Below are 25,256 nucleotides of genomic sequence, written 5' to 3'. Positions count from 1 at the left end.
CGAAAGTAAGCAGGTTACCATCTGGATACAGAATTGAAAATTATTTCTGTCCCCAAGGTTTTTCTTGCAATTTTCCGTTAGGATGAATATCAATTTGTTTTCGGAGGAAATCTTCGTACAAAGATTCAATACCATCTGTTCGAATGTAAACTTGTCCATAATTTTCCAACGGATTGATGCTTTCAAACAAGAAAAAATGCAACTCGATCTGGTCTTCTTTAATCATCAAATATTCATTAAAATCAACCGCTCCAATTTCCTCAAAATCCAACGAATTGATATAGAAATTTCGGGTAATTTCCTTATTGCGCATCGGAATTTTTGGATGAATGTGGGTCAGCATAAAGTCGTTTTAATTATAGAAAGCCATCAAAAATTATTGGATAGAAATACTTCCGCCGCTGCTTTCTTTTTGGCTAATGATGTTTAGGTTTCCTTTTTTAATCACAGAAATATCTCCCGAAGAACTTGCCGATGCATTTAGTTGTCGGCTTACCGAAACGCTTACGCTTCCGCTGCTCGAAGCTTCAATTTCTGCGTTTTCGGCGATCACATTTTGTGCGTTTAATGTTCCGGAAGATGATGCGTCTAACTCTGCATTTTTTGTTTTTCCTGAAATTTTGATGTCGCCGGAAGAATTTACTTCTGAACTTAGATTTACTGCCCAGATTTGTCCGGAAAAAGTTCCAGAACTTGAAACCTCGATCGATAAATCATTCGCTTCCAAATCTCCGGAGATTTCTGCGGAACTCGAAACTTCAATATCGGTTTTGTCTTGGGTAAATTTGTCTTTAATCTTAATGTCTGCCGAAGAACTTGCTTCGATTTTCGAAAAATCTTTCGCGAAAATTTTAGCAGCGACATTTCTCGCTGAGATATTTACATTAGGTTTGAAATGAATGTAAAGTTTTCCGTCGGTGTTTTCTACTAAGATATCATCGATAATATCGCTTGGAGCGCTGATCACCACTTTTTCTTGATCAGATTTCACCACTTCTGCCGAAATAGATTGAGCAACTTTGATCTCATCGAAATCTTTTACAAATTCTTGGGTTTTGATGATTCCTTGTCCTTCTTTTGGAGCCATGTTAAAGGAAATTCCGTTGTCGGATTTTACATTGCACGACATTAAAATAAATGCCACAGAAGCAGAGATTAAGAGTGATTTCATGAAAATGAGTTTTTATTTTTGTTTAAATTTAATACCTTTACTTCAATTACAGTTTAAAAATGAAAAATATTACATCCCTATTATTAATTTCTTCTTTGGCGATGAATACCGCCTGTACCACAATGAAAAATACAGAAGCACAATCCACCGAGATTCCGGCTCCCGACGCTAGTTTGGCCACAAACCCTTTTATGAAAAAAAGCAGTTTGCAGTATCAAGCACCGGAATTCGACAAAATTAAAGACGAAGATTTCAAACCTGCTTTCGATTATGGAATGAAAGTTCAGCTTGCGGAAATTGAAAAAATTGCAAACAATACTGAAGCTCCAACTTTTGAAAACACGATTCTCGCCTTAGAAAACAGTGGAGAAGTATTGAAAAGAGCCCAAATTGTATTTTATAATTTGACAGGTTCCAATACCAATCCAGCTTTGCAAAAATTGGAAGAAGGATATGCTCCAATTTTCTCAGGTTTGAGCGATAAAATTTATCTTAACGAAAAACTCTATTCGCGAATTAAAGCCATTAAAACTGATGGTTTAGGTTCTGAAGAAAAGAGAGTTTTGGAATTGTACAAAACAAATTTCGAAATTGCCGGGGCTAATCTTTCCGAAGAAAATAAGGAAAAAGTAAAGAAAATTAATGAAGAATTGGCAACACTTTCGACTCAGTTTTCTAATAAATTATTGAATGCGAGAAAGAATGGAGCAGTTTTAATTTCTGATGTGAAAGAACTTGACGGTCTTTCCGCCGACGAATTGGCTGCCGCAGCCGCAGATGCAAAAGCTGCAGGGTATGAAGGAAAATATTTGCTCACTTTGATTAATACCACACAACAACCACTTCTTCAGAATTTGAAAAACAGAGCGACAAGAGAAAAACTATTCAAAGCATCTTGGTACCGCGCGGAAAAAGGAAATGCGGATGATACCAGAAGTATTTTGGAGAGACAGGCAAAACTAAGAATGGAAAAAGCGCATCTTTCTGGTAAAAAATCTTTCGCCGAATGGAAACTTCAGGATCAAATGGCGAAAACTCCGGAAAATGCAATGAATCTTTTAGCGCAACTCGCAAAACCAGCTGTAGAAACTGCTAAAAGAGAAAGCGATGAAATTCAAGCTTTGATTGATCAGCAAAAAGGTGGCTTCACGGTAGAACCTTGGGATTGGAATTTTTATTCTGAACAAGTGAGAAAAGCAAAATATGACCTTGATGAAAACGAAATCAAACCTTATTTTGAATTATCAACTGTGTTGGAAAAAGGAGTTTTCTATGCGGCGGAGAAATTCTATGGAATTACTTTTAAAGAAAGAAAAGATTTGCCGGTTTATCACCCGGATGTAGTGGCTTACGAAGTTTTCGATCGCGACGGAAAATCCATGGCGTTGTATTATCTTGATTTCTATACACGAAGCAATAAAAATGGTGGCGCTTGGATGAGTAATTTTGTTGAACAATCGCATTTGCTGGGTCAAAAACCGGTGATTGTGAATGTATTTAATTATCAAAAACCAGCTGAAGGAAAACCATCACTGATTTCTTATGATGATGTTTCTACAATGTTCCATGAATTTGGACATACTTTGCATGGTCTTTTTGCGAACCAGAAATATGTTTCGATTTCCGGAACCAATACGCCAAGAGATTTTGTTGAATTTCCTTCGCAGATCAACGAGTTTTTTGCTCTGGAACCTTCTGTTTTAAAGAATTATGCACTTCATTACCAAACCAAAAAGCCAATGCCACAAGCTTTGGTTGATAAGATAAAAAAAGCGGCAAGCTTTAATCAAGGTTATTCTACGACGGAGCTGGTTTCTGCTGCTACTATAGATATGAATTGGCATTCCGTAACTGATGAATCGCAGTTTAAGCCAACATTAGAATTTGAAAAAGAAGTCCTAGCTAAATATGGTTTCAACTTGAAGCAGGTTCCACCGAGATATCATACGCCTTATTTCGCGCACATTTGGGGCGGTGGCTACTCTGCAGGTTATTATGCATATATGTGGAGTGATTTGCTGAATGCGGATGCTTGGGATTGGATCACCACTCATGGCGGAATGACGCGTGAAAACGGAGATCGTTTCCGAAAATACATCCTTTCTGTAGGGAATTCCGTGGATTTAATTCAAGCATATAAAGATTTCACCGGTAGAACTCCGGATATCAAACCTTTGCTGAAAAATAAAGGATTTATCAAGTAATCGAATTAATTTTGAATTAATGATTTCAAAAACCGTTCACTATTCCTGGACGGTTTTTTATATTTTAAAAGGAGAAAACACATATTTATCACTTTAAAGAAAAGGAATTTTATTGCTCCTAAAATTTTCTTATTTTTGAGGCAAATTCAACATAATGCCGAAAATTTCTCATAGAGCAGAAAATATGCCTGCTTCACCTGTAAGAAAATTAGTTCCGTTTGCGATCCAAGCAAAGCAAAAAGGGCTGGAAGTTTTTCATTTAAATATCGGTCAGCCCGATATTGAAACTCCTGAAACAGCACTGAATGCAGTAAAAAACAACCATTTAAAAATTTTCGAATACGCCCTTTCTGAAGGCAACATCGAATATAGAACTGCGTTGAAAGATTATTATCATTCCTTGGGTTTTGAGGATCTTAACACAGATAATTTCATTGTAACCAACGGCGGATCGGAAGCTTTGAATTTTGCTATTTCTACCCTTTGTGATGATGGTGATGAGGTCATTATCCCGGAACCTTACTATGCGAATTACAATGGTTTTACCAATGCGTTCAACGTAAAGGTTGTCGCGGTTCCTTCAACTATCGATACGGGATTTGCGCTTCCGAAAATTGAAGAATTTGAAAAGAAAATTACCTCCAAAACCCGCGCTATTATCATTTGTAATCCCGGAAATCCTACCGGTTATCTTTACACAAAAGAAGAATTGCAACAACTCGCAGAAATTGCTTTGAAACACGATATCGTGATAATTTCCGATGAGGTTTATCGCGAATATGTGTACGATGGAAAACAGCAAACTTCGATGTTGGCTTTCCCGGAAATCGCAGAAAACTGCGTTATCATCGATTCTGAATCGAAACGTTATTCGATGTGTGGAGCGCGAATTGGTTGTTTGATTACCCGTTCGAAAAAAATCCATGATGCAGCGATGCTTTTTGCACAAGCACGGCTCAGTCCGGTACTACTGGGACAAATTGCCGCAACAGCTGCTCACCAAAATGACAGCGCTTATATCATGAAAGTGCGCGCAGAATATACCCACCGAAGAAATGTTTTGGTTGATTTGCTCAACGGAATTCCTGGAGTGATTTGTCCGAAACCGAAAGGGGCATTTTATTGTGTAGCCGAACTTCCGGTGGATGATTCCGATACATTTGCACAATGGCTTCTGGAACATTATTCAAACAACGGACAAACCATTATGGTAGCCCCAATGAGCGGTTTTTACAGCAATCCGGAACTCGGAAAAAAACAAGTACGAATTGCTTATGTCTTAAAAGAAGCAGATTTGCGAAGAAGTGTAGAATTATTGGAAGACGCGCTTCAGAAATATAAAATCGAGTTTAATTTTTAGTCGATGAGAACGGGCTTTAGCCCGTTTTTTAATTTATAAATCAGGTTTTGGCTTTAGCCGATAATTACTATTTGAGTTGAAATTTTTTAAAAATATGAACATCCAAGAAAATTTCTCATTAAAAAAACACAATACTTTCGGAGTTGACGTTTCGGCGAAATATTTTGCCGTAGTTAGTTCTGTTGATGAATTATTGCATGTTTTAAAAAATCATCAACAATCAAATATCAACGATCAACCACTTTTCTTGGGAGGAGGAAGCAATATTTTGTTGACCAAAGATTTTAATGGATTGGTTATTCAATTAAATTTAAAAGGAATTACTGAGGGAATTATCGACGATAATACCGTTCTTGTTACCGCGCAAGCTGGGGAAAACTGGCATCAATTTGTTCAATATTGTTTGAATAAAAACTACGGAGGATTAGAGAATCTCTCGTTGATTCCGGGAAATGTAGGCACTTCGCCGATGCAAAATATCGGAGCTTATGGCGTGGAAATCAAAGATCGTTTTGTAAGCTGCAAAGTTTTAAACCTGGAAACATTGGAGATCGAAAATTTCACCAATAAAGAATGTAAATTCGGTTATCGCGAATCGTTTTTCAAAAGAGAAGGAAAGGGAAAATACGTGATTTTGGAAGTGGCGTTCCGATTGACCACGAAAAATCATTCTGTTAAAACAGAATACGGAGCTATATCTTCTGAACTGGAAAATTTAGGAATTCAGAATCCTACGATTCAAGATGTTTCGAAAGCTGTAATCGCCATAAGACAGAGTAAATTACCCGATCCGAAATTGATTGGAAATGCCGGAAGTTTTTTTAAAAATCCGAGCATTCCTTTGGTACAATTTAATGATTTAAAGCAAAAATTCGAAAATATTCCCGGTTATCCGAATGGAGATTTGGTGAAAGTTCCTGCGGGTTGGCTGATTGAACAATGCGGCTGGAAAGGGAAACAAATCGGCAATGTTGCTTCGCACAAATTGCAGGCATTGGTGATTATCAATGCGACCGGTGAGGCTTCGGGAAAGGAAATTTTTGATTTTTCAACGATGATAATTGATTCGGTAAAGGAAAAATTCGGTATTGAACTCGAAAGAGAGGTTAACATTATCTGAAAATAGAATAAAAAAGTAATTTAAAATGATGAAAATAACCATTCTGGGAGCCGGGAAAATGGGGATTTCGTTTGCGAAATCTTTTTTAAAATACGAACTCATTAAGCCTGAACACCTCCAGTTAATTACCAGAAAAAAGAGCAACATTCCGCGGCTTACAGAAGAATTTCCGGGATCAAAGATTTCTGTTTTTTATGAAGATATTATTATCGATTCCGATTTGGTGATTATCGCTGTCAAACCACAGGATTTTCAGCTTTTGATGGAAAATTTTTCATTTCAATGTAAGGAAGATCAGATGATTCTTTCTATCATGGCGGGGATCAAAATTAAGCAAATTCAAAAATTTATTAATCACAAAAAAGTAGTTCGTGCCATGCCTAATTCCCCGACACTTCTCGGAATGGGAATAACCGGATATAGCGTGGCGGAAGGGATTTCTTTCAATGAACTGATGTCGATTGAAAGATTACTCAACGCTACTGGCCGCTCTATTTATTTGGAAGATGAAGATCTTCTTGATAGCGTCACAGCGCTTTCCGGCAGCGGACCAGCGTATTTTTATTATATTGTAGATGCTATGATCAAAGCAGGAGTGGAGATGGGAATTGATGAAAATCTTTCGAAACTTTTTGTCAAGCAAACCATGCTCGGAGCCTATCATTTAATTAATAATTCCGAAAAAAACCTGGAGCAACTTATTGAAGATGTTGCTTCAAAAGGTGGGACAACCGAAGCAGCCTTGCAGGTCTTTGAAAGAAATCAGCTGAACGAAACGATACAGAAAGCCATATTAGCTGCGGAGAGAAGGTCGAAGGAGTTGAGCAGATAGTGATTTTAGAAATTTATAAATAATTAATTGATAAATATTTGTCTATCTAAAATTTTCTTCGTTATTTTGCACTCTCAAATTATAAGTAGTAATAAAGAACATCGAGATATGTCAAGAATTTGCCAAATAACAGGAAAGCGTGCCATGGTTGGAAACAATGTTTCTCACGCTAATAACAAAACGAAGCGTCGTTTTGAAATTAACTTATTGGAGAAGAAATTTTACCTTCCGGAGCAAGAAAAATCTGTAACCCTAAAAGTTTCTGCACACGGATTGAGAGTTATCAACAAGATTGGTATCGAAGAAGCATTGGAAAGAGCAACTAGAAACGGATTTATAAAAAAAGATAAGTAATGGCTAAAAAAGGTAACAGAGTACAGGTGATTCTTGAGTGCACCGAGCACAAAGAGACTGGTGTAGCAGGAATGTCAAGATACATTACGACAAAAAATAAAAAGAACACTACTGAGAGATTGGAATTGAAAAAATACAATCCTGTTCTTAAAAAATACACCCTTCACAAAGAGATCAAGTAATTTTTTAAAATAATAAAAAATGGCAAAGAAAGTAGTAGCAACACTTCAGGGTGGAGCAGGGTCTAAAAAAATGACCAAAGTAGTGAAAATGGTAAAGTCTCATAAAACCGGAGCCTACGTTTTCGAAGAAAAAGTAATGAACGCTGATGATGTAGATAGTTATTTGAAAAAATAATTCTATATAAGCTTATGATATAAAACTATCCAATTTTTGGGTAGTTTTTTTTTATCTTTGCTATGATTTAATAGGACTGATAAAATCTGAAATAAATTTCGATAATGAGTTGGTTTAAAAATATATTTAAAAAAGAAGAAAAGGAAACTTTAGACAAAGGGCTCGAGAAATCGAATCAGGGGTTTTTCGAAAAGATTTCCAAAGCGGTTGTAGGAAAATCGAAAGTTGATGATGAAGTGCTGGATGATCTGGAAGAAGTGCTGATCGCTTCCGATGTTGGTGCTTCTACAACGATAAAAATTATCCAAAGAATCGAAGATCGCGTCGCTCGTGATAAATTTGTGAGCACCGATGAACTTGATGCTATTCTTCGCGAAGAAATATCCGGATTGCTTTTGGAAAATCCCCATTCAGGATCAGGAAATGTCGATGAGACCAAAAAACCTTATGTGATTATGGTTGTTGGTGTAAACGGTGTAGGCAAAACGACGACCATTGGTAAGTTGGCGCATCAATTTAAATCCGAAGGAAGAAAAGTAGTTTTAGGCGCTGCAGATACTTTTCGTGCGGCGGCTGTGGATCAATTGGTGATTTGGAGCGAAAGAGTAGGCGTACCCATTATTAAACAAGGAATGGGTTCCGATCCGGCTTCTGTTGCTTTTGATACCGTACAAAGTGCTGTAGCTAGTAATGCGGATGTTGTAATCATCGATACTGCAGGAAGACTTCACAATAAGGTGAATTTAATGAATGAGCTTACCAAAATCAAAAGAGTGATGCAGAAAGTGATTCCCGATGCTCCACACGAAATTCTTTTGGTGCTGGATGGCTCAACTGGGCAAAATGCTTTTGAACAAGCGAAACAATTTACCGCAGCTACTGAAGTTAATGCATTGGCAGTAACCAAATTGGACGGTACTGCGAAAGGTGGTGTAGTCATTGGAATTTCGGATCAGTTCCAGATTCCGGTAAAATATATTGGCGTTGGCGAAAAAATGACGGACCTGCAATTATTTAATGGAACGGAATTTGTAGATTCATTTTTCAGAAAGCGTAATTAATTACCAATAACCTTGTTTTAATTACTTTTTCTGCTAATCATTAGGAAAACCAAATACTAAATATTAACATTAAAATTTTAAAACTATGGGTATTTTAACTTGGATCATTTTTGGTCTTATCGCAGGTGCAATCGCTAAATTAATTATGCCAGGAAATCAAGGAATGGGTTGGCTAATGACTATCATTTTAGGTATCGTAGGTGCATTCGTAGGAGGATGGATCGGTAGTATGCTCGGTTGGGGAACTGTAAACGATTTCGACTTTAAAAGTATGCTTCTCGCTGTAGTAGGTGCTTTGCTAGTCCTTTGGATTTACGGAATGGTTACCAAAAAAGCATAGTAAAAAATTATTCTAAAAAAACCGGTTTGAATTTTCAGACCGGTTTTTTTATGTTTTTTTTGCTTAAAATTTCACTTGATAAGGCATTTCCATCATCACCTCGCTTTGCAGTTTCGGATTGATGATTTGTTCGAAAATCTTATAATTCTCTTTGCCTATTTTATTTTTAATGAGTTTTGTTGAGATTTCGTTTTCTTCCATGTCCTTAAATAATTGCTCGAATTCACTTACTTTTTTTGGATATGGTGCTACATTGAAATCTTTCAATTTGGCTTGTTTTGCGGCATAGGTAATTGCATCATTTAAACTTCCCAATTCGTCAACCAAACCGATTTGTTTTGCTCTCTTTCCACTCCAAATTCTTCCACCTCCAACTTCATCAATTTGTTCGAAAGATTTTTTTCTGTTTTTCGAAACAAAATGCACAAATCGTTTATACGTCTGTTCCACACTTTTCGTCATTATTGCTACACCGCCCGGCGTAATTCCGTTCAATGGCGAATACATATTCGAATTGGCGTTGGTGTTTACTGCATGAGAACTTAGGCCGTTTTTGTTGGCAATTTCTTTAAAATAAGGAATCATCCCGAAAACGCCGATGGATCCGGTAAGTGTGTTGGGCTCTGCATAGATCTTATCTGCCGCCATCGCAATGTAGTAACCGCCGGAAGCTGCATAATCGCCAAAAGAAACAACTACAGGTTTTTTATTTTTCAATTGTTGCATTTCAAACAAAATTTCATCTGATGCGTTAGCGCTTCCACCTGGGGAGTTTATTCTGAGAACTACCGCTTTCACTTTGTCGTTTTCTGTTAATTTTTTGATTTCTTTCACGAAATTTTCCGAATATATCTCATCGTTTCCTTCACCGTTATAAATCGCTCCGGATGCGTAAAGAACCGCAACTTGGTTGTCTTTTTTAAAATTATCTTTACTGAATGAGCTGATGTATTTGCTGAAAGATATTTTGTTCAGTTTGTCATTTTTCTTTAGGTTGATTTTTGCTCTAATGAAATCATCGTATTCGGTTTTCTGCATCAATCGATCCACAAGTCGATGCTGAAGACTTAAATCTGGAATAATTCCATACAAACTATCGACTACGGTTCTAAATTGAGCTGTATCAATTTTTCTGGAATTTGCCATTTTCGTGGAATTTCCGCTCCATAAATCATTCAGCATCGTCGAAATTTGTTCTTTATTTTCGGGCGACATATCGTCTCTCAAGAAAGGTTCTACAGCAGATTTGTATTTTCCGTGACGGATGACTTCCATTCCGATTCCGTATTTTTCAGCGAAGCTTTTCATGTAGAGAACTTCAGTGGTCATACCTTTAAGTTCAATTCCTCCCGATGGATTTAGAAAGTATTGATCAGCAACTGAGCCTAAATAGTAGGCCGATTGCGAAACAGAATTTCCATAAGCGTACACAAATTTTCCGCTTTTTTTGAAATCTTCTAATGCATTTCGGATGTCGTCAAGTTGGGTCATTCCGGCAATTATTCCGTCGGTTTCTATACTGATTCCTTTTATTTTATCATCGGATTTTGCCTTTTTTATGGCTTCCAACATTTCGTAGATAAGAATGTTTTTTTCTTTTTCATTAAATGCAAATATATGGCTGTTGTCCTCTGTAGGACTATCGATTACCTTGGTTTTAAAGTCTAAAGTAAGGACGGAATTTTCTTTTACTTTGGCTATTCCATTGTCGCTAAATGCACTTACGGCAAGCAAAGTAATCAAAAACATGAAAAAAATTGCAGCAATAAACATAATTGCAACTATATTTGCTAAGACATTTTTAAAAAAACTTCTCATAAAATTTATATTTTGCAATATGTCGCAGCATACAGTCACTTTGTTACTCGGAAGTAACCTCGGAAATCCTGAAGTTAATTTGCAAATTGCGCAAAAACTCATAAGTAGCGAGATTGGCGAAATTTTAACAAAAAGTAAAATATTACATTATGAGGCCGTAGAATTTGTCAGTAACTATAATTTTTGTAATATTGCATTGGTGCTAAAAACACAATTTTCGCCTGTGAAACTTTTGAATTTGATAAAAAAGATAGAGTTGGAAATGGGAAGAACAGCAGATTCTGCAGTAACAAAAGGATATACGGACAGAATTATTGATATTGACATTGTGTTATTTAATGATTTGAAATTTGAATCTACGCGGTTGCAAATTCCTCATTTAAAGCATTTGTATCAGCGCGAGTTCTCAAGAACATTGTTGGAAAGTATTAAAACACATTAAAAACATAAAGTATGAAATTAGGTTTATTATTATCATTAACTCTACCACTTGTTTTTTATGCTCAGGATCAAACACCTGTTTCAGCAAAAAATGATTATCCGAATACTTTTTCCAGCGGCTCTGCCAATGTTCAAAAGTTTGATAACTCAGCAAGAAGGTTTAATGACTGGGCGGTTTCCGTCGGTGGAGGGGCGGCTATAATGCTGCATTCGGACTTGAGGTCTATTTATGACGGCAAAATCAACGAAGGTTGGAACGCTTATGTAAGTTTAGACAAGCAAATTTCCCACACTTTTGGTCTTAGTTTGCAGTATCAAATGGGTAAATCAAACCAGCAAGGCCAATTGCCAGGAGCAGAAGGTGTAAAAGCCGGTGTCGCTAATGCTTGGACAAAATATCAGCAGATTTCACTCCTTGGCGATGTTAATTTTTCTAATTTATTAAGAAGAGTTGATAATAATTCTCCGTACAGATGGGCACTTCATGGATATTTAGGAATGGGATTCCAAGGGTATGAAACATTGCTTTTGGATAACGACGTTTCTCAATATGCACCTCGTACCTTCCCGATTGCCGTTGATCAAAAGCTAGGTGTTGCCTCGTTCTTTGTACAGACTGGTGTTGGTCTCAAATATAATTTATCAAAATTAGTGGACGTTGAGTTGAGATCAATGTATATTATGAGTGGTGACGAAGAGTTCGATGGTGGTGGAGATTTAAGAGAAACCGGACATCCAAGAATCAATTACAACCTTATCAATGATTCATATAGCGACAATTTGCTTACCGTAAATTTAGGCCTATCATTCAAATTGGGGAAACATCCGTCTCATTTAGCTTGGCATGATCCGTTGCAGGAAGCTTACTATAAAACTAAATTCTTGGAGGAAACTCCTAGCGATATAGTGGTTTGCGAAAAAGGAGATCAAGATAATGATGGAGTGTGTGATGATTGGGATCGCCAGGTTGATACACCTGCGGGAGCCAGAGTAGATGGTGCTGGAGTAGCACTTGATATGGATTTAGATGGAGTCATCGATTTATATGACAAGTGTGTTACAGTGCCTGGACCTGTAGAAAATAATGGCTGCCCAGCCGGAACAGTATTTAAATAATAAACATCATTTTTAACTTATAAAAATTAAACTTATGAAACTAAATTTAGCAAGCTTCGCATTGGCATTAGCAATTCCTACTGCTATGTTCGCGCAGGACTCAGTTGCGGTTTCAACTGGAGGTTATCCTAATACATACAACTCAGGATCTGGGAATGTTTCTCCATTTACCCAAGAATCCAAGAGATTTAACGATTGGTCAATTTCTGTCGGTGCAGGGGTTCCAATGTTGGTTACTGCTGATTTAACCTCTCTTAATAATGGTAACGGAAAAAACCTTTTTGGTTACTCTGCTTACTTAAGTGTTGATAAAGCGATTACCCACGCATTTGGTTTAAATCTTCAATACGATAAAGGAGAAACGAGACAAGGTTGGTTTAATACAAAAACCGATAATGCATCCGGTACTGGTTATCAAGATGTAGGTGCTAGAACTCAGTATGACGCGATTTCCCTATTAGGAGATATCAACTTCTCAAATTTATTAAGAAGAGTTGATAACAAATCTCCTTTCAGATGGGCTCTTCACGGGTATGCCGGAATCGGAACATTGGCTTATAGATCTTATTTGGAAGATGCTTCAGGACAAAGACTTATGACAGAGGTTAAACCTTTTAAACTCAGTTCTATGTTTGGACAAGCTGGTGCTGGTGTAAAATATAAAATTAATCGAAGAATCGATGTAGAAGGTAGAGTGATGTATTTCGTAACCGGAGATGATGAATTTGACGGTGGAGGAGAACAATACAGCAGCATCAATAAGAGAGAGGATCAAATCTCTGATAACTTCTTCAACGCAACTTTAGGACTTTCTTTGAAATTAGGAAAACACGAATCACACTTGATGTGGCACGATCCGTTGCAGGAAATTTATTACAAATTAGATGTTTTGGCTGATAAAAACCAAGATGTTGAAGTATGTAAAAAAGGTGATGCAGATAACGATGGAGTTTGTGATGATTGGGATCGCCAACTTGATACTCCTGCTGGTGCAAGAGTTGACGGAGCTGGTGTTGCTTTAGATACTGATTTAGACGGTGTAATCGACCTTTACGATAAATGTGTAACTGTTCCAGGACCGGTAGAAAACAACGGTTGCCCTACCAATTCTAGCTCAACAGTTTCTGATAATACTAGAACTTTGGAAGGAATTGAATTTGATTTAAATTCAGATAGAATTCTCCCATCAAATACTCCTATTTTGAACAGTGCAGTAAATTATATCAATTCTTCAAATGGAACTTATAACGTAATCGGAGCGACTGATACCAGAGGTTCTGATGCGTATAACCAAAATCTTTCTGAAAGAAGAGCCAACACTGTGAAGAATTATTTAATCCAAAATGGTGTAGAATCAGGTAAATTAAACGCAATCGGTAGAGGTGAAAAAGACCTTAAATATCCTGAATGCGATCCAGCATCCAAATGTCCTGAATGGAAAAACAGAGCAAACAGAAGAGTTTACTTCGAAGCAAAATAATTTTCCCATACTTATAATTAAAGCTGCGCTTTGCGTGGCTTTTTTTGTTTTATGAAGTTAGATTCAGTAATTTTACTCCATGATTTCTCAACAAGATTTTCAGCAACTCAAATTTCAAACCCTCAAGCATTTTTGGGGGTACGATCGTTTCAGAGATTCGCAGGAAGAAATCATTAATTCGGTAATTAATCGGAAAGATACTTTGGCGCTTTTACCCACTGGTGGTGGAAAATCTTTATGTTATCAGTTGCCCGCACTTTTGTTGGAAGGAACTTGCCTGGTTATTTCGCCGCTTTTGGCATTGATGAAAGACCAAGTTTATCAATTGAAAAATAGTGGAATTGAAGCTGAATATTTATCTTCCGAATTAGATGAGTTTGATGCGGAAGTTATTTTCAACAGATGTAAAGATGGTTTAACCAAAATTTTGTATGTCTCTCCGGAACGTCTTACCAATCGGGTTTTTCTGCAAAATCTCGAGGAAATTCAAATTTCTTTTATTGCGGTAGATGAAGCACATTGTATCTCGCAATGGGGACAGGATTTCCGACCGAGTTATCAGAATATCAAAGCTTTTCGGCAGGATTTCAATAATATTCCTTGTTTGGCACTTACCGCAACCGCGACTCCTCAGGTTTTGCGGGAAATTCAGCTGAAACTGAACCTCAACAATCCGGTATTGTTTCAGAAAAGTTTTAGGAGAACCAATATCAAAATTATTTCAGATAAAATTTCAGATAAATATCAAAGAGTCTTAAACCTCCTCAAATACAACAATTCTACCGGAATTATTTATGTAAGAACCAGAAAGGAAGCCGAAGAACTCACCCGGTTTTTGCAAAGAAATCAGATTTCCAATGTCGATTTCTTTCACGCAGGATTGCCGGTTAAAGAAAAAAACCAAAAACAGACGAACTGGATCAACAGCAACAACCACGTTTTGGTTTCTACCAACGCTTTCGGGATGGGAATTGACAAAGATAATGTGCGTTTTGTAATCCATTTTTCGCCGCCGCCGTCGATTGAAAATTACTATCAGGAAATCGGTAGAGCTGGGCGGGATGGATTGGAATCTCACGCTTTTCTTCTTTGGAATGAACAGGAACTTTCGGATCTCGACAGTATTCTTCGTAACCAAATTCCTTCAAAAAAGGAGTTTTATGATATCGTTTCTTATCTGTATTCCAGTTTTCAGGTTGCTGAAAACGATTTGCCGGAGACTGTTTTCCAACTTCAGGTGCAGCGTATTCAGAACTTTACGAAAGCTTCAATGGCTAAAATTAAAAATGTTCTTAATTTTTTACACGTCCAGGAAATTGTTTTTTTTAACAATAATAAATCCCGCTCATCTTTAGAATTAAAAATTGCGCCAGACGACATCGATTTGTTATCCAAGAAAGACGCTTATTTTATTGAACTGTTGCTCAGAAATTATTCCGGACTTTCATCTCATAAAATCATGTTCAGTGAGATGACGATGAGCAAAAAAATCGACGTTGATGTTTTTTTAATTAAACAAAGAATTAAAGAACTTCAACAAAAAAACTTTTTGGAATATATCGATGGCGCTTTGGCGAGTATTAAATTTTTAAAACATCGAGACGACCGAGCAATAAGCGGAAAATACTGGAATCTTTTTGAACAAATTCAGAAAAATAAATTGAAAAAATGGGAGGAAATGAAATTCTTTCTTCAGGATTCCGACTATTGTAAAATGAAACTGATTTTGTCTTATTTCGGGGAGAAAAATGTGAAAAATTGTGGACAATGTTCCGTTTGCGAAAGCCAAAAAGAAAGCGTTTTCGGAAGGGATATTTCTCGAGAAATCATTGAAATCCTGAAGCAAAAACCTTCCAATGTTGAAGAAATCGCCATTAAATTAAACTACTACAAAAAGGAAAATATACTAGAAAATCTGATTCATCTTTTAGATTCTGGTGAAGTGAAAATGCTCAATTTCCGTACTTATGCGTACAAAAATGAGTGATCATCTTCAATTTTCCTAAAAAAATATTACGCAATGAAATCATTAAAAGTTGTCTTCTTCGGAACTCCCGAATTTGCCAAAAATTCCTTGAAAGCCATTCACGAATCCCATCACGAAGTTGCCGGAGTGGTGACTGTGGCAGACAAAGCGAGCGGACGTGGGCAAAAAATTAATGAATCCCCAGTGAAAACGTATGCCGTAGATAATAATCTTCGCGTTTTTCAGCCGGAAAAATTGCGAAATCCTGAGTTTTTAAATGAAATTAGGAATTTAAATGCCGATGTTTTTGTGGTAGTAGCATTCCGAATGATGCCGAAAATTTTATTCGAAATGCCAGAAATGGGAACTTTCAACCTACACGCATCTTTGTTGCCCGATTATCGTGGCGCAGCTCCTATTAATTATGCGATCATCAACGGGGAAAAGAAAACTGGTGCGACAACTTTTTTCATTAATGAAAAAATAGATGAAGGAAACATTCTTTTGCAAGAAGAAATTGAAATTTCAGCTGATGAAAATGCTGGAATGTTGCACGATCGGTTGATGGAAATGGGCGCAAAACTCGTCGTGAAAACTTTGGATGGACTGGCTGATAATTCAATTCAGGAAAAACCGCAACCGAGTGTCGAACATCCAAAAAATGCATTTAAAATTTTCAAGGAAGACACGAGAATCAATTGGAATATGAACTCCGAAAGTATTCACAATTTCGTTCGCGGAATGTCACCATATCCTTGTGCTTTTACGACGATTAAAATTGGTGAGGATGAAAAATCCTTGAAGATTTATGAAGGAAAATTTGAAATTTATGCTCATGAAAAAACTCCCGGAAGTTTAGAAATCGACAAAAATCAGTTCAAAATTTACACAAAAGACGGCGCTTATTTCCCAGAAGAACTGCAACTAGAAGGCAAAAAAAGAATGAATGTGAAAGCTTTTCTTAATGGTTTTCAGCATTTCGATTCAATTTCGAGATAATATTTTCGAGAAATTAATTTCTGTTTTTCAGTAAAATCCAACCTTTGTAGGAAACGGGCAATTTCGTATCCGGTTCGATCCAATTCAAAATATACCAATAATTTCCGGTTGGTAAAGCTTTTCCGTTCATGGTTCCATCCCAAATATAATTTTTGTCTGAAGATTGAAAAACCAGATTTCCATAACGATCAAATATTTCGATGCTTACATTTTCTTTGATTTTTAAATCGGAATAATCCAACACATCATTGAATCCATCGTTGTTTGGAGTAATTACGTTGATTAAATTAATTACCAAAAATTGCTTTTCAATGATTTCACATTTTTTGGAATCTCGAACGTACATCGTATGAAGCCCGCGTGGAATATTGGTGAAGATATTTGAACTTGTAAAATTGGTACCATCTATGGAATATTCGTAGCCGGGATTTCCACCGGAAACATAGACTGTCGCGGTGTTTCCAGTGACATCGATATTGGTGATTTCCGGAAGTTGCGCTGCGTAAACCGTAACTTCCTGTTCCATAGTACAATCGTTTTGAGAAGTGAGTTCTACCTTATATTTCCCAACAGGAATATCAGAAATCTCGTTGAGCATGTCTCCTTCAGCGATAATTTCGCCGTTTTCGCGCATCCATTTGTAATATTTAAAACCTGTTTCTGCCTTAAGAGTGGTCGTCGCATTTGGACAAATTGTTTGATCCACCAGATCAACGGATTTTTTTGGAGTATTCAGGTGAAGTGTTGCGTTCGCAGGTGGGCAATTTCCGCTTTTCACTTGTGCGTAGATAATCGTGTCATTAGTATAAGAGAAATCGTCGTTAAGTGGATTTAAATGGGTGGAATCTTCATAATATTTCACCTCAAAATAATCCTTATAATTGGAAATAAATTGATCATTTAGATCTTGAAGATTTAATTGAATTGGTGCGCCGTTATTATCATTACAAAATTTTTTTTCAGAAACATTGGGTATTTCCGAAAATTCAATTCGGATTGAACCTTTTAGTTGGCAACCACCAAGGTTTATTTCCACTTCATAAGTTCCATTGTTGGCAGTAACTCCTGCGATATCAAGTGTCGGATTAGTTTCTCCATTTAATTTTATACCGTCTTTGAACCATTGATAGGAAGTTGCACCAGTTGTGGTGGCATTTAAAACTGTGTTGTTTCCTAGGCATTGTGCGTTATTGGTAGAAATTAAGAGATCCGGACCCAAGTCTTTTTTACCAACAAAACTTCCTGCTTTTAGGAAAACAGCGGAATCATGGGAAGTAGTTTTGTCATCTGCAATTACAAGTTTTATATGATAGATTTTGCCAGGAATAATATCAGTTTGAGCGGTTAGAACTTTTGTTTGACCATCATAATTCGTAGGTGAATCAGTTCGTGGTGAATCAGGAGGATAATTGAATCTGTCAAAATACATTTCATTTTCAGGGCAATCCGTTCCGCCTCTAACTGTTTTTGATGAAACAGGTTCATTTGTTCCGGGAACTAGTGCAATGTTTTTGTAGGTTGATGCTCCTGTTTCTTTAATAAGGAAAGCAAACGAATCAAAATAATCACAACCACTAGTTTGATATTCTTCTGAAAGTAACATATATTGAAAACTAATTCCGGTTGTATTATTTGCAACAAAATCGAATTCTAACGAAGTGGCATTGACGAATCGAGGTGAAAGAGCTTGAAAAGCATCCGTTAAATCTTGGTCTCCATCCCAATCGCCTCCACCTTCGCTTAGTAAGGTGTTATTTGGTCCAGTTGCTTGAATTGCGCTTCCTGTACTTAGTATTATTCCATTTTGAATATTAAAAGGAAGCGTGCCTTTTTCGAAATAACCATAACTTATAGGATTACTTCCATAATTTTGCCCGCCTTTTATAGAAACGTTCGATACCGTAATGCAACTAGCGTTTTGTGTTCCTATGAGAATATCTTTCACCAACTGTTCTGGAGTGTAAGTCGAGGTATCTACACTAATATATTGCGCAGGAAACAGCACGGAACTGAAAAGAAAAATTAAACAATAGTTGAAAATTTTATTCATGTTTTTCTAATGAAAATGGAAGGCAAAATTACTTTAATTTATCGAAAAAAAAATCTCCCGCGAAAACATTCGCAGGAGATAATTATATTTTCTATAGAAGAAGATTATGCAAGACTTACTCTTACGAAACCTAATACTTTTAGATCTGGGTTTACAGATTTTACATAATCAGCAACAGATAGGCTTCCGTCTTTGATGAAAGCTTGGTGTACCAAAGTGTTGTCTTTGTAGAAACGCTGCATTTTTCCTTTAAGGATGTTATCAATAATGTTTGCAGGTTTACCTTCTTTAGTTAAAATATCTCTTTCGATTTCTAATTCTTTATCGATAGTTTCTTGAGAAACTTGTGTTTCGTCAAGCGCAATTGGGTTCATTGCAGCAATTTGCATAGAAACCGCTTTAGCAGCATCAGCAGCACCTTCTACGTTTGCAGATAGAGAAGTGATCGCAGCGATTTTGTTTCCAGCGTGGATATAAGCACCTAAGAAAGGACCTTCGATTCTTTCGAAAGAACCGATTTCGATTTTCTCACCAATTACACCTGTTTGCTCTACTAATTTTTCAGAAACAGTAGTTCCGTGGAAATCAGATGCCAAAAATTCTTCTTTGTTTGCATAGAAAACTGCTTGTTCAGCAAGTTCGTGAGCCAATTCAACAAAAGCGTCGTTTTTCGCAACGAAATCAGTTTCGCAGTTCAAAGCGATGATTGCTCCCATTGTATTATCCTCGTTTACTTTAGCAATTACAGCACCTTCGGTAGATTCTCTATCCGCTCTGTTAGCAGCTACTTTTTGTCCTTTTTTTCTAAGGATTTCAATAGCTTTTTCGAAGTCTCCTTCCGCTTCTACCAATGCTTTTTTGCAGTCCATCATTCCTGCTCCTGTTGTGTTTCTTAATTTAGCTACGTCTGCAGCAACCGGTGTATACATAGAATTGTTTTTTTTATGATTAAAAATTGTTTATTTAGCTTATTTTTGAGCGTTGCAAAGATAATAAATTTCACACAAACTAAAAAGAAGATTTCTTCGTTATTATTAAAATTTAAGTTCCTAAAAATCATTCCTTTAATGAAAAAATATTTTTATATTCTGTTTTTTTTGGTTTCCGCTTTTTCCTCTGCACAAGCTCAGTACACGGTAACTCAAGTAGAAAATAGTACCGATCCGCAGGTGATTGCTACTTTTATTAAAAACAATCCCAATCACCCGAAAACACCCGAATTCAAAAGAAAACTAATAGCAGCAATAAATAATAATAAGCCTGCAAGCCAGAAAGCAGCAAGTGCAAAACCAAATGTACAACCTATCAGCACTGCGAAACTGAAAAATGACATCAAAAAAGATGTTGCAAAAGATGGCGTAAACGATAAAAACAAACGTACCGCCGAGTTGCTCACTCATCTTTTCAACACAGATCCAAGCACCAAAGTAGCCTATATTCAGATTATTAATCGCTCGAAGTGCAATTTGATCGTGAAAATTAGCGGAAAAAGATTTTATAATTTAGATGTTCCGGCCAAAAGCCAAAATTATATTTTAGTGGATAAAGGAAATTATACTTTAACCACGATGGTTTGTGATGCTAAATATACTTCAGCCAAAAATGTTTCTAAAGATATTGTGGTAACGCTAAATTCATCTAAATAATTCCCCTGTCTATTTGAAAACATGAAAATCTCTGGTTAGCTCTAAATATTCGTCTGAATATTGTCTGGGCGACTTTTCAATGTAAAACTCGGATTCATCCGGGTTTTTTTGGTGAAATCCAAATTCGAGAACGCAACGTTTTGGCGGAGCATTTTTAATACCAGAAATATTAATTTTTCGGTGTAAGTGAAGTTGGTTTTCAATGCAAATTTGGATGAAATCATCTGCAGAATCATGTGGAATTATTACCGAAAACAGCCCGTTTTCAGATAAAAGTTGGCTCGCTTTTTCACAAAGATTTTGAAAAGACAATTCGGTTTGTTGCCTCGCCAAAATGTCTTTTTGTGAAGGATTTTCTTCAAAATAAGGAGGATTAGAGAAGATCAAATCGAATTTCTCATTGGTTTCCCATGATTTTAAATCTTGATGTACCGCGCTGATTCTCTTTTGAAATGGCGAGTTAGCGAAATTTTCGTTCGCTAATTGTACGGCTTCCGGATTAATATCGATGGCTAAGATCGCGGTAGTTTGATTTCGTTGGGTAACCATCAATGAGATTAATCCTGTTCCTGTTCCGATTTCTAATGCTTTTTTAGCATTTAAAACTGAACATAGCGAACCGAGTAAAACCCCGTCGGTTCCTACTCTAAAGACTTTTTTGGATTGTTGGATTTCAAATCTTTTAAATTGAAAAGGCTTCATGAAGGAAGATTAGAAGGAAATGAAATCGTGAAAGTTGAACCCTTATCTACTTCAGATTTCACCGAAATTTCACCTTTGTATTCTTCCACCATTTTTCTCACCATCGTTAAGCCGAGTCCTGTGCCACTGGTTTTTGATGTGAAATTGGGTTCGAAAATTCTATCACACATTTCTTCCGGAATTCCGACGCCGTTGTCTTCAACTTCAATGATGATTCTCTTTTGTCGTTGCTCCACATTTACATTGATAATGCTTTCAATATCGGTATTGCGGGCTTGTCGGGCGTTGGTGATTAAATTGGTGATAATTCTGGAGAGGTAAATCTTATCCATTTCAACCATGATGGAGATCTTGTTGGAATGGAAATAAATTCGCTCATCGCTGAAAACATTTATGATATTCCTAATTTCATCATTAAGATCGAAAAGTTCATTGTTCTTTTCCGGGAGTTGTGCAAATTGAGAAAAAGCATTTGCTACCGCGGTAATCAAATCGATTTGATCTACCATTGTTCGGCTAAGATTCTTTACTTTATCACGAATATTCGGATCGGTTGGATCAAATTTTCTTTCGAAATTCTGTATGGTGAGTTTCATTGGAGTTAGCGGATTTTTCACTTCGTGGGCAACTTGCTTTGCCATTTCTCGCCATGCAACTTCTTTTTCTTTGAAACTGAGTCTTTCTTTTTGATCTTTTATTTGAAGAATCATCCGGTTGTAAGCTTTTACCAAAGGTTTGAGCTCATCGTTTTGGTGGTACTTGATTGGTTTCGGATCTTCGTCTAATAATGTGATTTTTGTAATGATATTTGAAAATTTAGACAAGGCTTTGGTTAGGTTGTTCGAAATAATCCAGCTGAGCCAAATCCCAAGTCCGATAATTATTAGATTTACAATAAACATATAATTTACATATTTATTGAAAACCTCGAAATAGGAACCATCATTATGATAATAGGGAAAATAAACAATGCCGATCGGTTCCAGCATGTTATTTTTCAGGATCATGTACGATGAGGTGAGATTGGAATCTGTTTTTTCGTCGTATTTCTGAAAATCGACTCTTTTGTCAGTTTTCAGTACGCTATTTACAATATTTATGGGGATTTTTTTTTCGGCAATCAAATTAACGTCTTTATTGGAAATCAAAAAATTTCCTGCCAAATCGTAGATGATGATGTCTTGATTGTTGATGTCCGCAATTTCAAAAATATCATTTGCTAAAATCTTGGGCAAATCAGTGGTTTGCACTCGGGTATGGCTTACCGAATAATCGAGCGCAGAAAGTAACGATTCTGACTTTCTTTGCAAATCGGTTCTGCTTTGTTCAATTGCGTTATTCTTTAAAATATAATAAAAAAGACCTGATGAGATGATAATACTGACCAAACAAATCAGCATAAATCCTCCGAAAACTTTATTTCTTAAACTATAACCTTTGTATTTAGTGAATGGCATTTCTTCTCATCAGTTTCGTTACATATTTTCCAATAATGTCGAATTCTAAATTGACTAAATCACCAGTTTTGAGGTTTTTCATATTCGTAAATTCCCAAGTATAAGGAATTATTGCAACAGAAAATTGACCAAATCCACTTTCGGCAACTGTTAAGCTAATTCCATTCACGGTGATCGATCCTTGCGGAACGGTTACGAAATCATCGGTTTCATCATAATTGATGGTGATGAAGTAGCTGCCATCTCTGTCTTCAATGCTTTTTACAGTTCCGGTTTTATCGACATGTCCCTGAACGATGTGTCCGTCCAGTCTTCCATCAAACTTCAAACACCGTTCCAAATTCACCTCAGTTCCCAATTTCCATTGGTTAAGATTTGTTTTTTCTAAAGTTTCGGCAATTGCCGTTACGCTGTAGTTTTGGTCAGTAATTTCTACCACAGTAAGGCAACAGCCGTTGTGCGCTAAACTTTGATCAATTTTAAGCTCTTGGGTGAATGGGCAATTTAATGTAAAATTAATGTTTTCGCCACTGCCCTCAATTTTTTCGATGATGGCGGTAGCTTCGATAATTCCTGTAAACATAGGGTACGATTTGTGGGGAAAAGTCAAGTTTTAAATAAATTCCGAATAGTTATTTCTAAATTCCTAAATTTGTGAAATTCTATTAATCTTCAAAGATAATTAAAAATGAGTTTTAAGCAGCACAAAGTAAGGGTAGGAATTTCGATAGGCGATTTTAATGGTATAGGCCCAGAAATCATAATGAAATCTCTAAAAGATAAAGCAATTACCGATTTTTTTACTCCTATTATTTTTGGCTCCGGAAAATTATTTACTTACCAGAAGAATATTTTTAAGCTACAACAACTCAATTTTAATTATATCACCGACGCTACACAAGCGCAAAGCGATAAAATTAATATGGTGAATCTTACCAAAGAGAATGTGAATGTGGAAATGGGTGTTCCTACGGAAGAATCTACTAGAATGGCGATAGATTCTTTGGAAGCTGCAACCAATGCACTGATCAAAGGCGATCTAGATGTTTTGGTGACCGCACCTATCAATAAAGATGTAATGATGAAACATGGTTTTGCTCATGCAGGACATACCGGCTATCTGGAAGAAAAATTCGGAAAGAAAGGATTGATGTTTTTGGTGACCAATGATTTGAAAGTGGCGGTGTCCACGCATCATATTCCGATTTCACAAGTAGCGGAAAGTATTTCAAAAGAAAAAATAAAGAAACAAATAAAAATGCTGAACCAATGTTTGGTAGAAGATTTCCAAATCCCAAGACCGAAAATTGCAGTTTTAGGACTGAATCCACATGCCGGAGATGGTGGAGTGATCGGTACAGAAGAAATCGAAATCATTGAACCTGCGATCAACGAGCTTTTTGACAACGGAGTTTTGACTTTTGGTCCATTTCCGGCAGACAGCTTTTTCCAGCCGAATAAGTATAAAAATTATGATGCTGTTTTAGCAATGTACCACGACCAAGGTTTAGCTCCATTCAAAACCATTGCATACGAAGAGGGCGTCAATTATACCGCCGGTTTACCTTTCATAAGAACGTCACCTGATCATGGAGTGGCTTATGACATTGCTGGGAAAAATGTTGCTAATGAACAAAGTTTTAGCGAAGCATTGTTTATGGCTGTTAAAATTTTTAAAAATAGACAAGAATATAATGACTTAATGACCAACCGAATGCGACCTCGAAGAAATTCCGCAAACAATGGTGTTGATGAGGATCTTCCGGACGAAAATGGGCATTAAGATTCTGAAAAAATATTTTCTTAATTATTTGTTTTAAAATTTATTTGTAATATTAAAAAATTTGCATATTTTTGCACACTCATTTTATGGACAAGTTTAGAAACTACGATATCGTGTTTTCAGGACAAAAAAACGGTCAACACGAATTCCAATTTGAGATAGATAAAGCGTTCTTTCAACTTTTCGATACTGAACAAGAGTTTACAGATCCTAAAATTGTTGCAGATGTTTTCATGATGAAACACTGCACTTTTTTGGAGTTCGAAATTGAAATCTCCGGAACTGTAAATTTGGTTTGTGATATTACCACAGAAAATTTCGATCACGATATAGAAAATGAGATTAAAGTTTTGGTAAAATTCGGAGCAGAGTATGATGACAGCGAAGAAGATGTAATCACCATCCCGAGTACAGACCACGCTTTCAACGTAGCACAGCTGATTTATGAAGTCGTAATGCTGTCGATACCGATGAAGAAAATTTCACCAAATGTTTCCGGTGAAGATCTGGAAATATTGGAAAAGTTCAGCCCGAAAGAAGAAGTTGAAGAAGAACAGGATATCGACCCGAGATGGGAAGCATTGAAAAAGTTAAAAGATAAAAATTAAATAGTTTAAATGATGAGAATTGAGAAATCAAACCTCATCGCTCATCAAACAAAATTGTAAGAAATGGCACATCCAAAGAGAAGACAATCGTCAACAAGAAGAGATAAGAGAAGAACCCACTACAAAGCGGTAGTTCCTCAATTAGCAAAAGATGCAACTTCAGGTGAAATGCACCTTTATCACAGAGCGCACTGGCATGAAGGAAAACTTTACTACAGAGGAAAAGTAGTAATGGAAAAAACAGTAGAAACTACAGAAGAAAACTAAGAGATAATCTTAGAAAACATTCAATTTTATAACAAAACCACTCGATTTTTTCAATTTTGAGTGGTTTTTTGTTGTTTTTTGTTGTTTTTTAGTATCTTTGGCATAATAACAAATACCACATATA

Annotated in this window: 26 protein-coding genes; 18 read left to right on the top strand and 8 right to left on the bottom strand. The window is 36.4% G+C overall.

What is annotated here, in order from left to right; genetic code table 11:
- Positions 1–40: 40 nt before the first annotated feature.
- Positions 41–343: a VOC family protein gene (locus tag H0S70_RS08405; protein WP_188320491.1), complete on the bottom strand. Its 303-nt coding sequence runs from the start codon at positions 341–343 to the stop codon at positions 41–43.
- 33 nt (positions 344–376) lie between these two features.
- Positions 377–1,171 carry a head GIN domain-containing protein gene (locus H0S70_RS08400; RefSeq protein ID WP_123248770.1) on the bottom strand — a complete coding sequence of 265 codons (795 nt, stop codon included), beginning with the start codon at positions 1,169–1,171 and terminating at the stop codon, positions 377–379.
- Positions 1,172–1,230: 59 nt separating this feature from the next.
- On the opposite strand from H0S70_RS08400, the gene H0S70_RS08395 reads away from it, so the two are divergent.
- The 9 genes from H0S70_RS08395 (at position 1,231) to H0S70_RS08355 (ending at position 8,799) form a co-directional block, all read left to right on the top strand.
- On the top strand, positions 1,231–3,375 hold the full coding sequence (locus H0S70_RS08395) for a M3 family metallopeptidase (protein ID WP_188320490.1): 2,145 nt from the start codon (positions 1,231–1,233) through the stop codon (positions 3,373–3,375).
- Between the two features lie 154 nt (positions 3,376–3,529).
- Entirely contained in the window at positions 3,530–4,735 is a 1,206-nt protein-coding gene (locus H0S70_RS08390) for a pyridoxal phosphate-dependent aminotransferase (protein ID WP_188320489.1), read from the top strand.
- 94 nt (positions 4,736–4,829) lie between these two features.
- Complete coding sequence (gene murB, locus H0S70_RS08385; RefSeq protein WP_188320488.1) at positions 4,830–5,855, top strand: UDP-N-acetylmuramate dehydrogenase; 1,026 nt, start codon at positions 4,830–4,832, stop codon at positions 5,853–5,855.
- A 25-nt stretch (positions 5,856–5,880) separates the two neighbouring features.
- Positions 5,881–6,687: a pyrroline-5-carboxylate reductase gene (gene proC / locus H0S70_RS08380; protein WP_228453701.1), complete on the top strand. Its 807-nt coding sequence runs from the start codon at positions 5,881–5,883 to the stop codon at positions 6,685–6,687.
- Positions 6,688–6,795: 108 nt separating this feature from the next.
- Complete coding sequence (gene rpmB / locus H0S70_RS08375; protein ID WP_031501460.1) at positions 6,796–7,041, top strand: 50S ribosomal protein L28; 246 nt, start codon at positions 6,796–6,798, stop codon at positions 7,039–7,041.
- Positions 7,041–7,223, top strand: coding sequence for a 50S ribosomal protein L33 (gene rpmG, locus H0S70_RS08370; protein ID WP_055041631.1), 183 nt, complete (start codon positions 7,041–7,043; stop codon positions 7,221–7,223). The genes rpmB and rpmG overlap by 1 nt, the downstream gene beginning before the upstream one ends.
- A 19-nt stretch (positions 7,224–7,242) precedes the next feature.
- Complete coding sequence (locus H0S70_RS08365) at positions 7,243–7,398, top strand: DUF4295 family protein (RefSeq protein ID WP_188320487.1); 156 nt, start codon at positions 7,243–7,245, stop codon at positions 7,396–7,398.
- A gap of 104 nt (positions 7,399–7,502) precedes the next feature.
- The gene (ftsY, locus tag H0S70_RS08360; protein WP_123248765.1) at positions 7,503–8,459 is read left to right on the top strand and encodes a signal recognition particle-docking protein FtsY; all 957 of its coding nucleotides are present in this window, start codon (positions 7,503–7,505) and stop codon (positions 8,457–8,459) included.
- An 85-nt stretch (positions 8,460–8,544) separates the two neighbouring features.
- Entirely contained in the window at positions 8,545–8,799 is a 255-nt protein-coding gene (locus tag H0S70_RS08355; RefSeq protein ID WP_088263364.1) for a GlsB/YeaQ/YmgE family stress response membrane protein, read from the top strand.
- A 63-nt stretch (positions 8,800–8,862) separates the two neighbouring features.
- Here H0S70_RS08355 and sppA read toward each other — a convergent pair whose 3' ends face one another.
- Entirely contained in the window at positions 8,863–10,617 is a 1,755-nt protein-coding gene (gene sppA, locus H0S70_RS08350; RefSeq protein ID WP_188320486.1) for a signal peptide peptidase SppA, read from the bottom strand.
- On the opposite strand from sppA, the gene folK reads away from it, so the two are divergent.
- The 5 genes from folK (at position 10,547) to fmt (ending at position 16,619) form a co-directional block, all read left to right on the top strand.
- Complete coding sequence (gene folK / locus H0S70_RS08345) at positions 10,547–11,059, top strand: 2-amino-4-hydroxy-6-hydroxymethyldihydropteridine diphosphokinase (protein ID WP_317173132.1); 513 nt, start codon at positions 10,547–10,549, stop codon at positions 11,057–11,059. The genes sppA and folK overlap by 71 nt on opposite strands.
- An 11-nt stretch (positions 11,060–11,070) precedes the next feature.
- Positions 11,071–12,174, top strand: a complete 1,104-nt coding sequence (locus tag H0S70_RS08340; RefSeq protein WP_188320484.1) for an OmpA family protein — start codon at positions 11,071–11,073, stop codon at positions 12,172–12,174.
- A 34-nt stretch (positions 12,175–12,208) separates the two neighbouring features.
- Positions 12,209–13,654: an OmpA family protein gene (locus H0S70_RS08335; protein ID WP_188320483.1), complete on the top strand. Its 1,446-nt coding sequence runs from the start codon at positions 12,209–12,211 to the stop codon at positions 13,652–13,654.
- A 79-nt stretch (positions 13,655–13,733) separates the two neighbouring features.
- Positions 13,734–15,641, top strand: a complete 1,908-nt coding sequence (locus H0S70_RS08330) for a RecQ family ATP-dependent DNA helicase (protein WP_188320482.1) — start codon at positions 13,734–13,736, stop codon at positions 15,639–15,641.
- 33 nt (positions 15,642–15,674) lie between these two features.
- A complete protein-coding gene (gene fmt / locus H0S70_RS08325) occupies positions 15,675–16,619 on the top strand; it encodes a methionyl-tRNA formyltransferase (RefSeq protein ID WP_188320481.1) in 945 nt (314 codons plus the stop codon).
- 13 nt (positions 16,620–16,632) lie between these two features.
- Here the strand turns inward: fmt and H0S70_RS08320 are convergent, their stop codons facing one another.
- Together H0S70_RS08320 and tsf are read right to left on the bottom strand one after the other, a co-directional pair.
- Entirely contained in the window at positions 16,633–18,669 is a 2,037-nt protein-coding gene (locus H0S70_RS08320; RefSeq protein ID WP_188320480.1) for a choice-of-anchor L domain-containing protein, read from the bottom strand.
- Between the two features lie 104 nt (positions 18,670–18,773).
- A complete protein-coding gene (gene tsf / locus H0S70_RS08315) occupies positions 18,774–19,598 on the bottom strand; it encodes a translation elongation factor Ts (RefSeq protein ID WP_188320479.1) in 825 nt (274 codons plus the stop codon).
- 138 nt (positions 19,599–19,736) lie between these two features.
- On the opposite strand from tsf, the gene H0S70_RS08310 reads away from it, so the two are divergent.
- Entirely contained in the window at positions 19,737–20,315 is a 579-nt protein-coding gene (locus H0S70_RS08310; RefSeq protein ID WP_188320478.1) for a DUF6759 domain-containing protein, read from the top strand.
- Between the two features lie 9 nt (positions 20,316–20,324).
- Here the strand turns inward: H0S70_RS08310 and H0S70_RS08305 are convergent, their stop codons facing one another.
- From H0S70_RS08305 to H0S70_RS08295, 3 genes are read right to left on the bottom strand one after another with little or no spacing between them, the layout of a single operon-like run.
- Entirely contained in the window at positions 20,325–21,017 is a 693-nt protein-coding gene (locus H0S70_RS08305; protein ID WP_188320477.1) for a tRNA1(Val) (adenine(37)-N6)-methyltransferase, read from the bottom strand.
- Positions 21,014–22,474 (bottom strand): sensor histidine kinase, encoded by a 1,461-nt coding sequence (locus H0S70_RS08300; RefSeq protein ID WP_188320476.1) that lies wholly within the window; start codon positions 22,472–22,474, stop codon positions 21,014–21,016. Before H0S70_RS08300 ends, H0S70_RS08305 begins: the two co-directional genes overlap by 4 nt.
- The gene (locus H0S70_RS08295; protein WP_123903560.1) at positions 22,461–23,057 is read right to left on the bottom strand and encodes a riboflavin synthase; all 597 of its coding nucleotides are present in this window, start codon (positions 23,055–23,057) and stop codon (positions 22,461–22,463) included. Before H0S70_RS08295 ends, H0S70_RS08300 begins: the two co-directional genes overlap by 14 nt.
- Before the next feature lie 105 nt (positions 23,058–23,162).
- On the opposite strand from H0S70_RS08295, the gene pdxA reads away from it, so the two are divergent.
- The 3 genes from pdxA to rpmF all read left to right on the top strand — a co-directional run bounded on the left by pdxA (position 23,163) and on the right by rpmF (position 25,132).
- Entirely contained in the window at positions 23,163–24,257 is a 1,095-nt protein-coding gene (gene pdxA, locus H0S70_RS08290) for a 4-hydroxythreonine-4-phosphate dehydrogenase PdxA (RefSeq protein WP_188320475.1), read from the top strand.
- A gap of 86 nt (positions 24,258–24,343) precedes the next feature.
- Positions 24,344–24,865, top strand: coding sequence for a YceD family protein (locus H0S70_RS08285; RefSeq protein ID WP_188320474.1), 522 nt, complete (start codon positions 24,344–24,346; stop codon positions 24,863–24,865).
- 63 nt (positions 24,866–24,928) lie between these two features.
- Positions 24,929–25,132 carry a 50S ribosomal protein L32 gene (gene rpmF / locus H0S70_RS08280; RefSeq protein WP_055041611.1) on the top strand — a complete coding sequence of 68 codons (204 nt, stop codon included), beginning with the start codon at positions 24,929–24,931 and terminating at the stop codon, positions 25,130–25,132.
- Positions 25,133–25,256 lie beyond the last annotated feature (124 nt).

Source organism: Chryseobacterium manosquense (assembly GCF_014623485.1).
In the GTDB taxonomy this organism is placed as follows: domain Bacteria; phylum Bacteroidota; class Bacteroidia; order Flavobacteriales; family Weeksellaceae; genus Kaistella; species Kaistella haifensis.
This window is presented reverse-complemented; position numbering and strand designations above follow the sequence as displayed.

Coding starts and splice junctions, on each gene's coding strand:
- H0S70_RS08395 (WP_188320490.1), top strand. CDS start 1,231: ATGAAAAATATTACATCCCTATTATTAATTTCTTCTTTGGCGATGAAT.
- rpmB (WP_031501460.1), top strand. CDS start 6,796: ATGTCAAGAATTTGCCAAATAACAGGAAAGCGTGCCATGGTTGGAAAC.
- H0S70_RS08340 (WP_188320484.1), top strand. CDS start 11,071: ATGAAATTAGGTTTATTATTATCATTAACTCTACCACTTGTTTTTTAT.
- proC (WP_228453701.1), top strand. CDS start 5,881: ATGATGAAAATAACCATTCTGGGAGCCGGGAAAATGGGGATTTCGTTT.
- H0S70_RS08400 (WP_123248770.1), bottom strand. CDS start 1,171: ATGAAATCACTCTTAATCTCTGCTTCTGTGGCATTTATTTTAATGTCG.
- murB (WP_188320488.1), top strand. CDS start 4,830: ATGAACATCCAAGAAAATTTCTCATTAAAAAAACACAATACTTTCGGA.
- H0S70_RS08390 (WP_188320489.1), top strand. CDS start 3,530: ATGCCGAAAATTTCTCATAGAGCAGAAAATATGCCTGCTTCACCTGTA.
- H0S70_RS08335 (WP_188320483.1), top strand. CDS start 12,209: ATGAAACTAAATTTAGCAAGCTTCGCATTGGCATTAGCAATTCCTACT.
- ftsY (WP_123248765.1), top strand. CDS start 7,503: ATGAGTTGGTTTAAAAATATATTTAAAAAAGAAGAAAAGGAAACTTTA.
- rpmG (WP_055041631.1), top strand. CDS start 7,041: ATGGCTAAAAAAGGTAACAGAGTACAGGTGATTCTTGAGTGCACCGAG.
- fmt (WP_188320481.1), top strand. CDS start 15,675: ATGAAATCATTAAAAGTTGTCTTCTTCGGAACTCCCGAATTTGCCAAA.
- H0S70_RS08405 (WP_188320491.1), bottom strand. CDS start 343: ATGCTGACCCACATTCATCCAAAAATTCCGATGCGCAATAAGGAAATT.
- H0S70_RS08365 (WP_188320487.1), top strand. CDS start 7,243: ATGGCAAAGAAAGTAGTAGCAACACTTCAGGGTGGAGCAGGGTCTAAA.
- H0S70_RS08355 (WP_088263364.1), top strand. CDS start 8,545: ATGGGTATTTTAACTTGGATCATTTTTGGTCTTATCGCAGGTGCAATC.
- H0S70_RS08295 (WP_123903560.1), bottom strand. CDS start 23,057: ATGTTTACAGGAATTATCGAAGCTACCGCCATCATCGAAAAAATTGAG.
- sppA (WP_188320486.1), bottom strand. CDS start 10,617: ATGAGAAGTTTTTTTAAAAATGTCTTAGCAAATATAGTTGCAATTATG.
- rpmF (WP_055041611.1), top strand. CDS start 24,929: ATGGCACATCCAAAGAGAAGACAATCGTCAACAAGAAGAGATAAGAGA.
- folK (WP_317173132.1), top strand. CDS start 10,547: ATGAAAAAAATTGCAGCAATAAACATAATTGCAACTATATTTGCTAAG.
- pdxA (WP_188320475.1), top strand. CDS start 23,163: ATGAGTTTTAAGCAGCACAAAGTAAGGGTAGGAATTTCGATAGGCGAT.
- H0S70_RS08320 (WP_188320480.1), bottom strand. CDS start 18,669: ATGAATAAAATTTTCAACTATTGTTTAATTTTTCTTTTCAGTTCCGTG.
- H0S70_RS08310 (WP_188320478.1), top strand. CDS start 19,737: ATGAAAAAATATTTTTATATTCTGTTTTTTTTGGTTTCCGCTTTTTCC.
- H0S70_RS08285 (WP_188320474.1), top strand. CDS start 24,344: ATGGACAAGTTTAGAAACTACGATATCGTGTTTTCAGGACAAAAAAAC.
- H0S70_RS08300 (WP_188320476.1), bottom strand. CDS start 22,474: ATGCCATTCACTAAATACAAAGGTTATAGTTTAAGAAATAAAGTTTTC.
- H0S70_RS08330 (WP_188320482.1), top strand. CDS start 13,734: ATGATTTCTCAACAAGATTTTCAGCAACTCAAATTTCAAACCCTCAAG.
- tsf (WP_188320479.1), bottom strand. CDS start 19,598: ATGTATACACCGGTTGCTGCAGACGTAGCTAAATTAAGAAACACAACA.
- H0S70_RS08305 (WP_188320477.1), bottom strand. CDS start 21,017: ATGAAGCCTTTTCAATTTAAAAGATTTGAAATCCAACAATCCAAAAAA.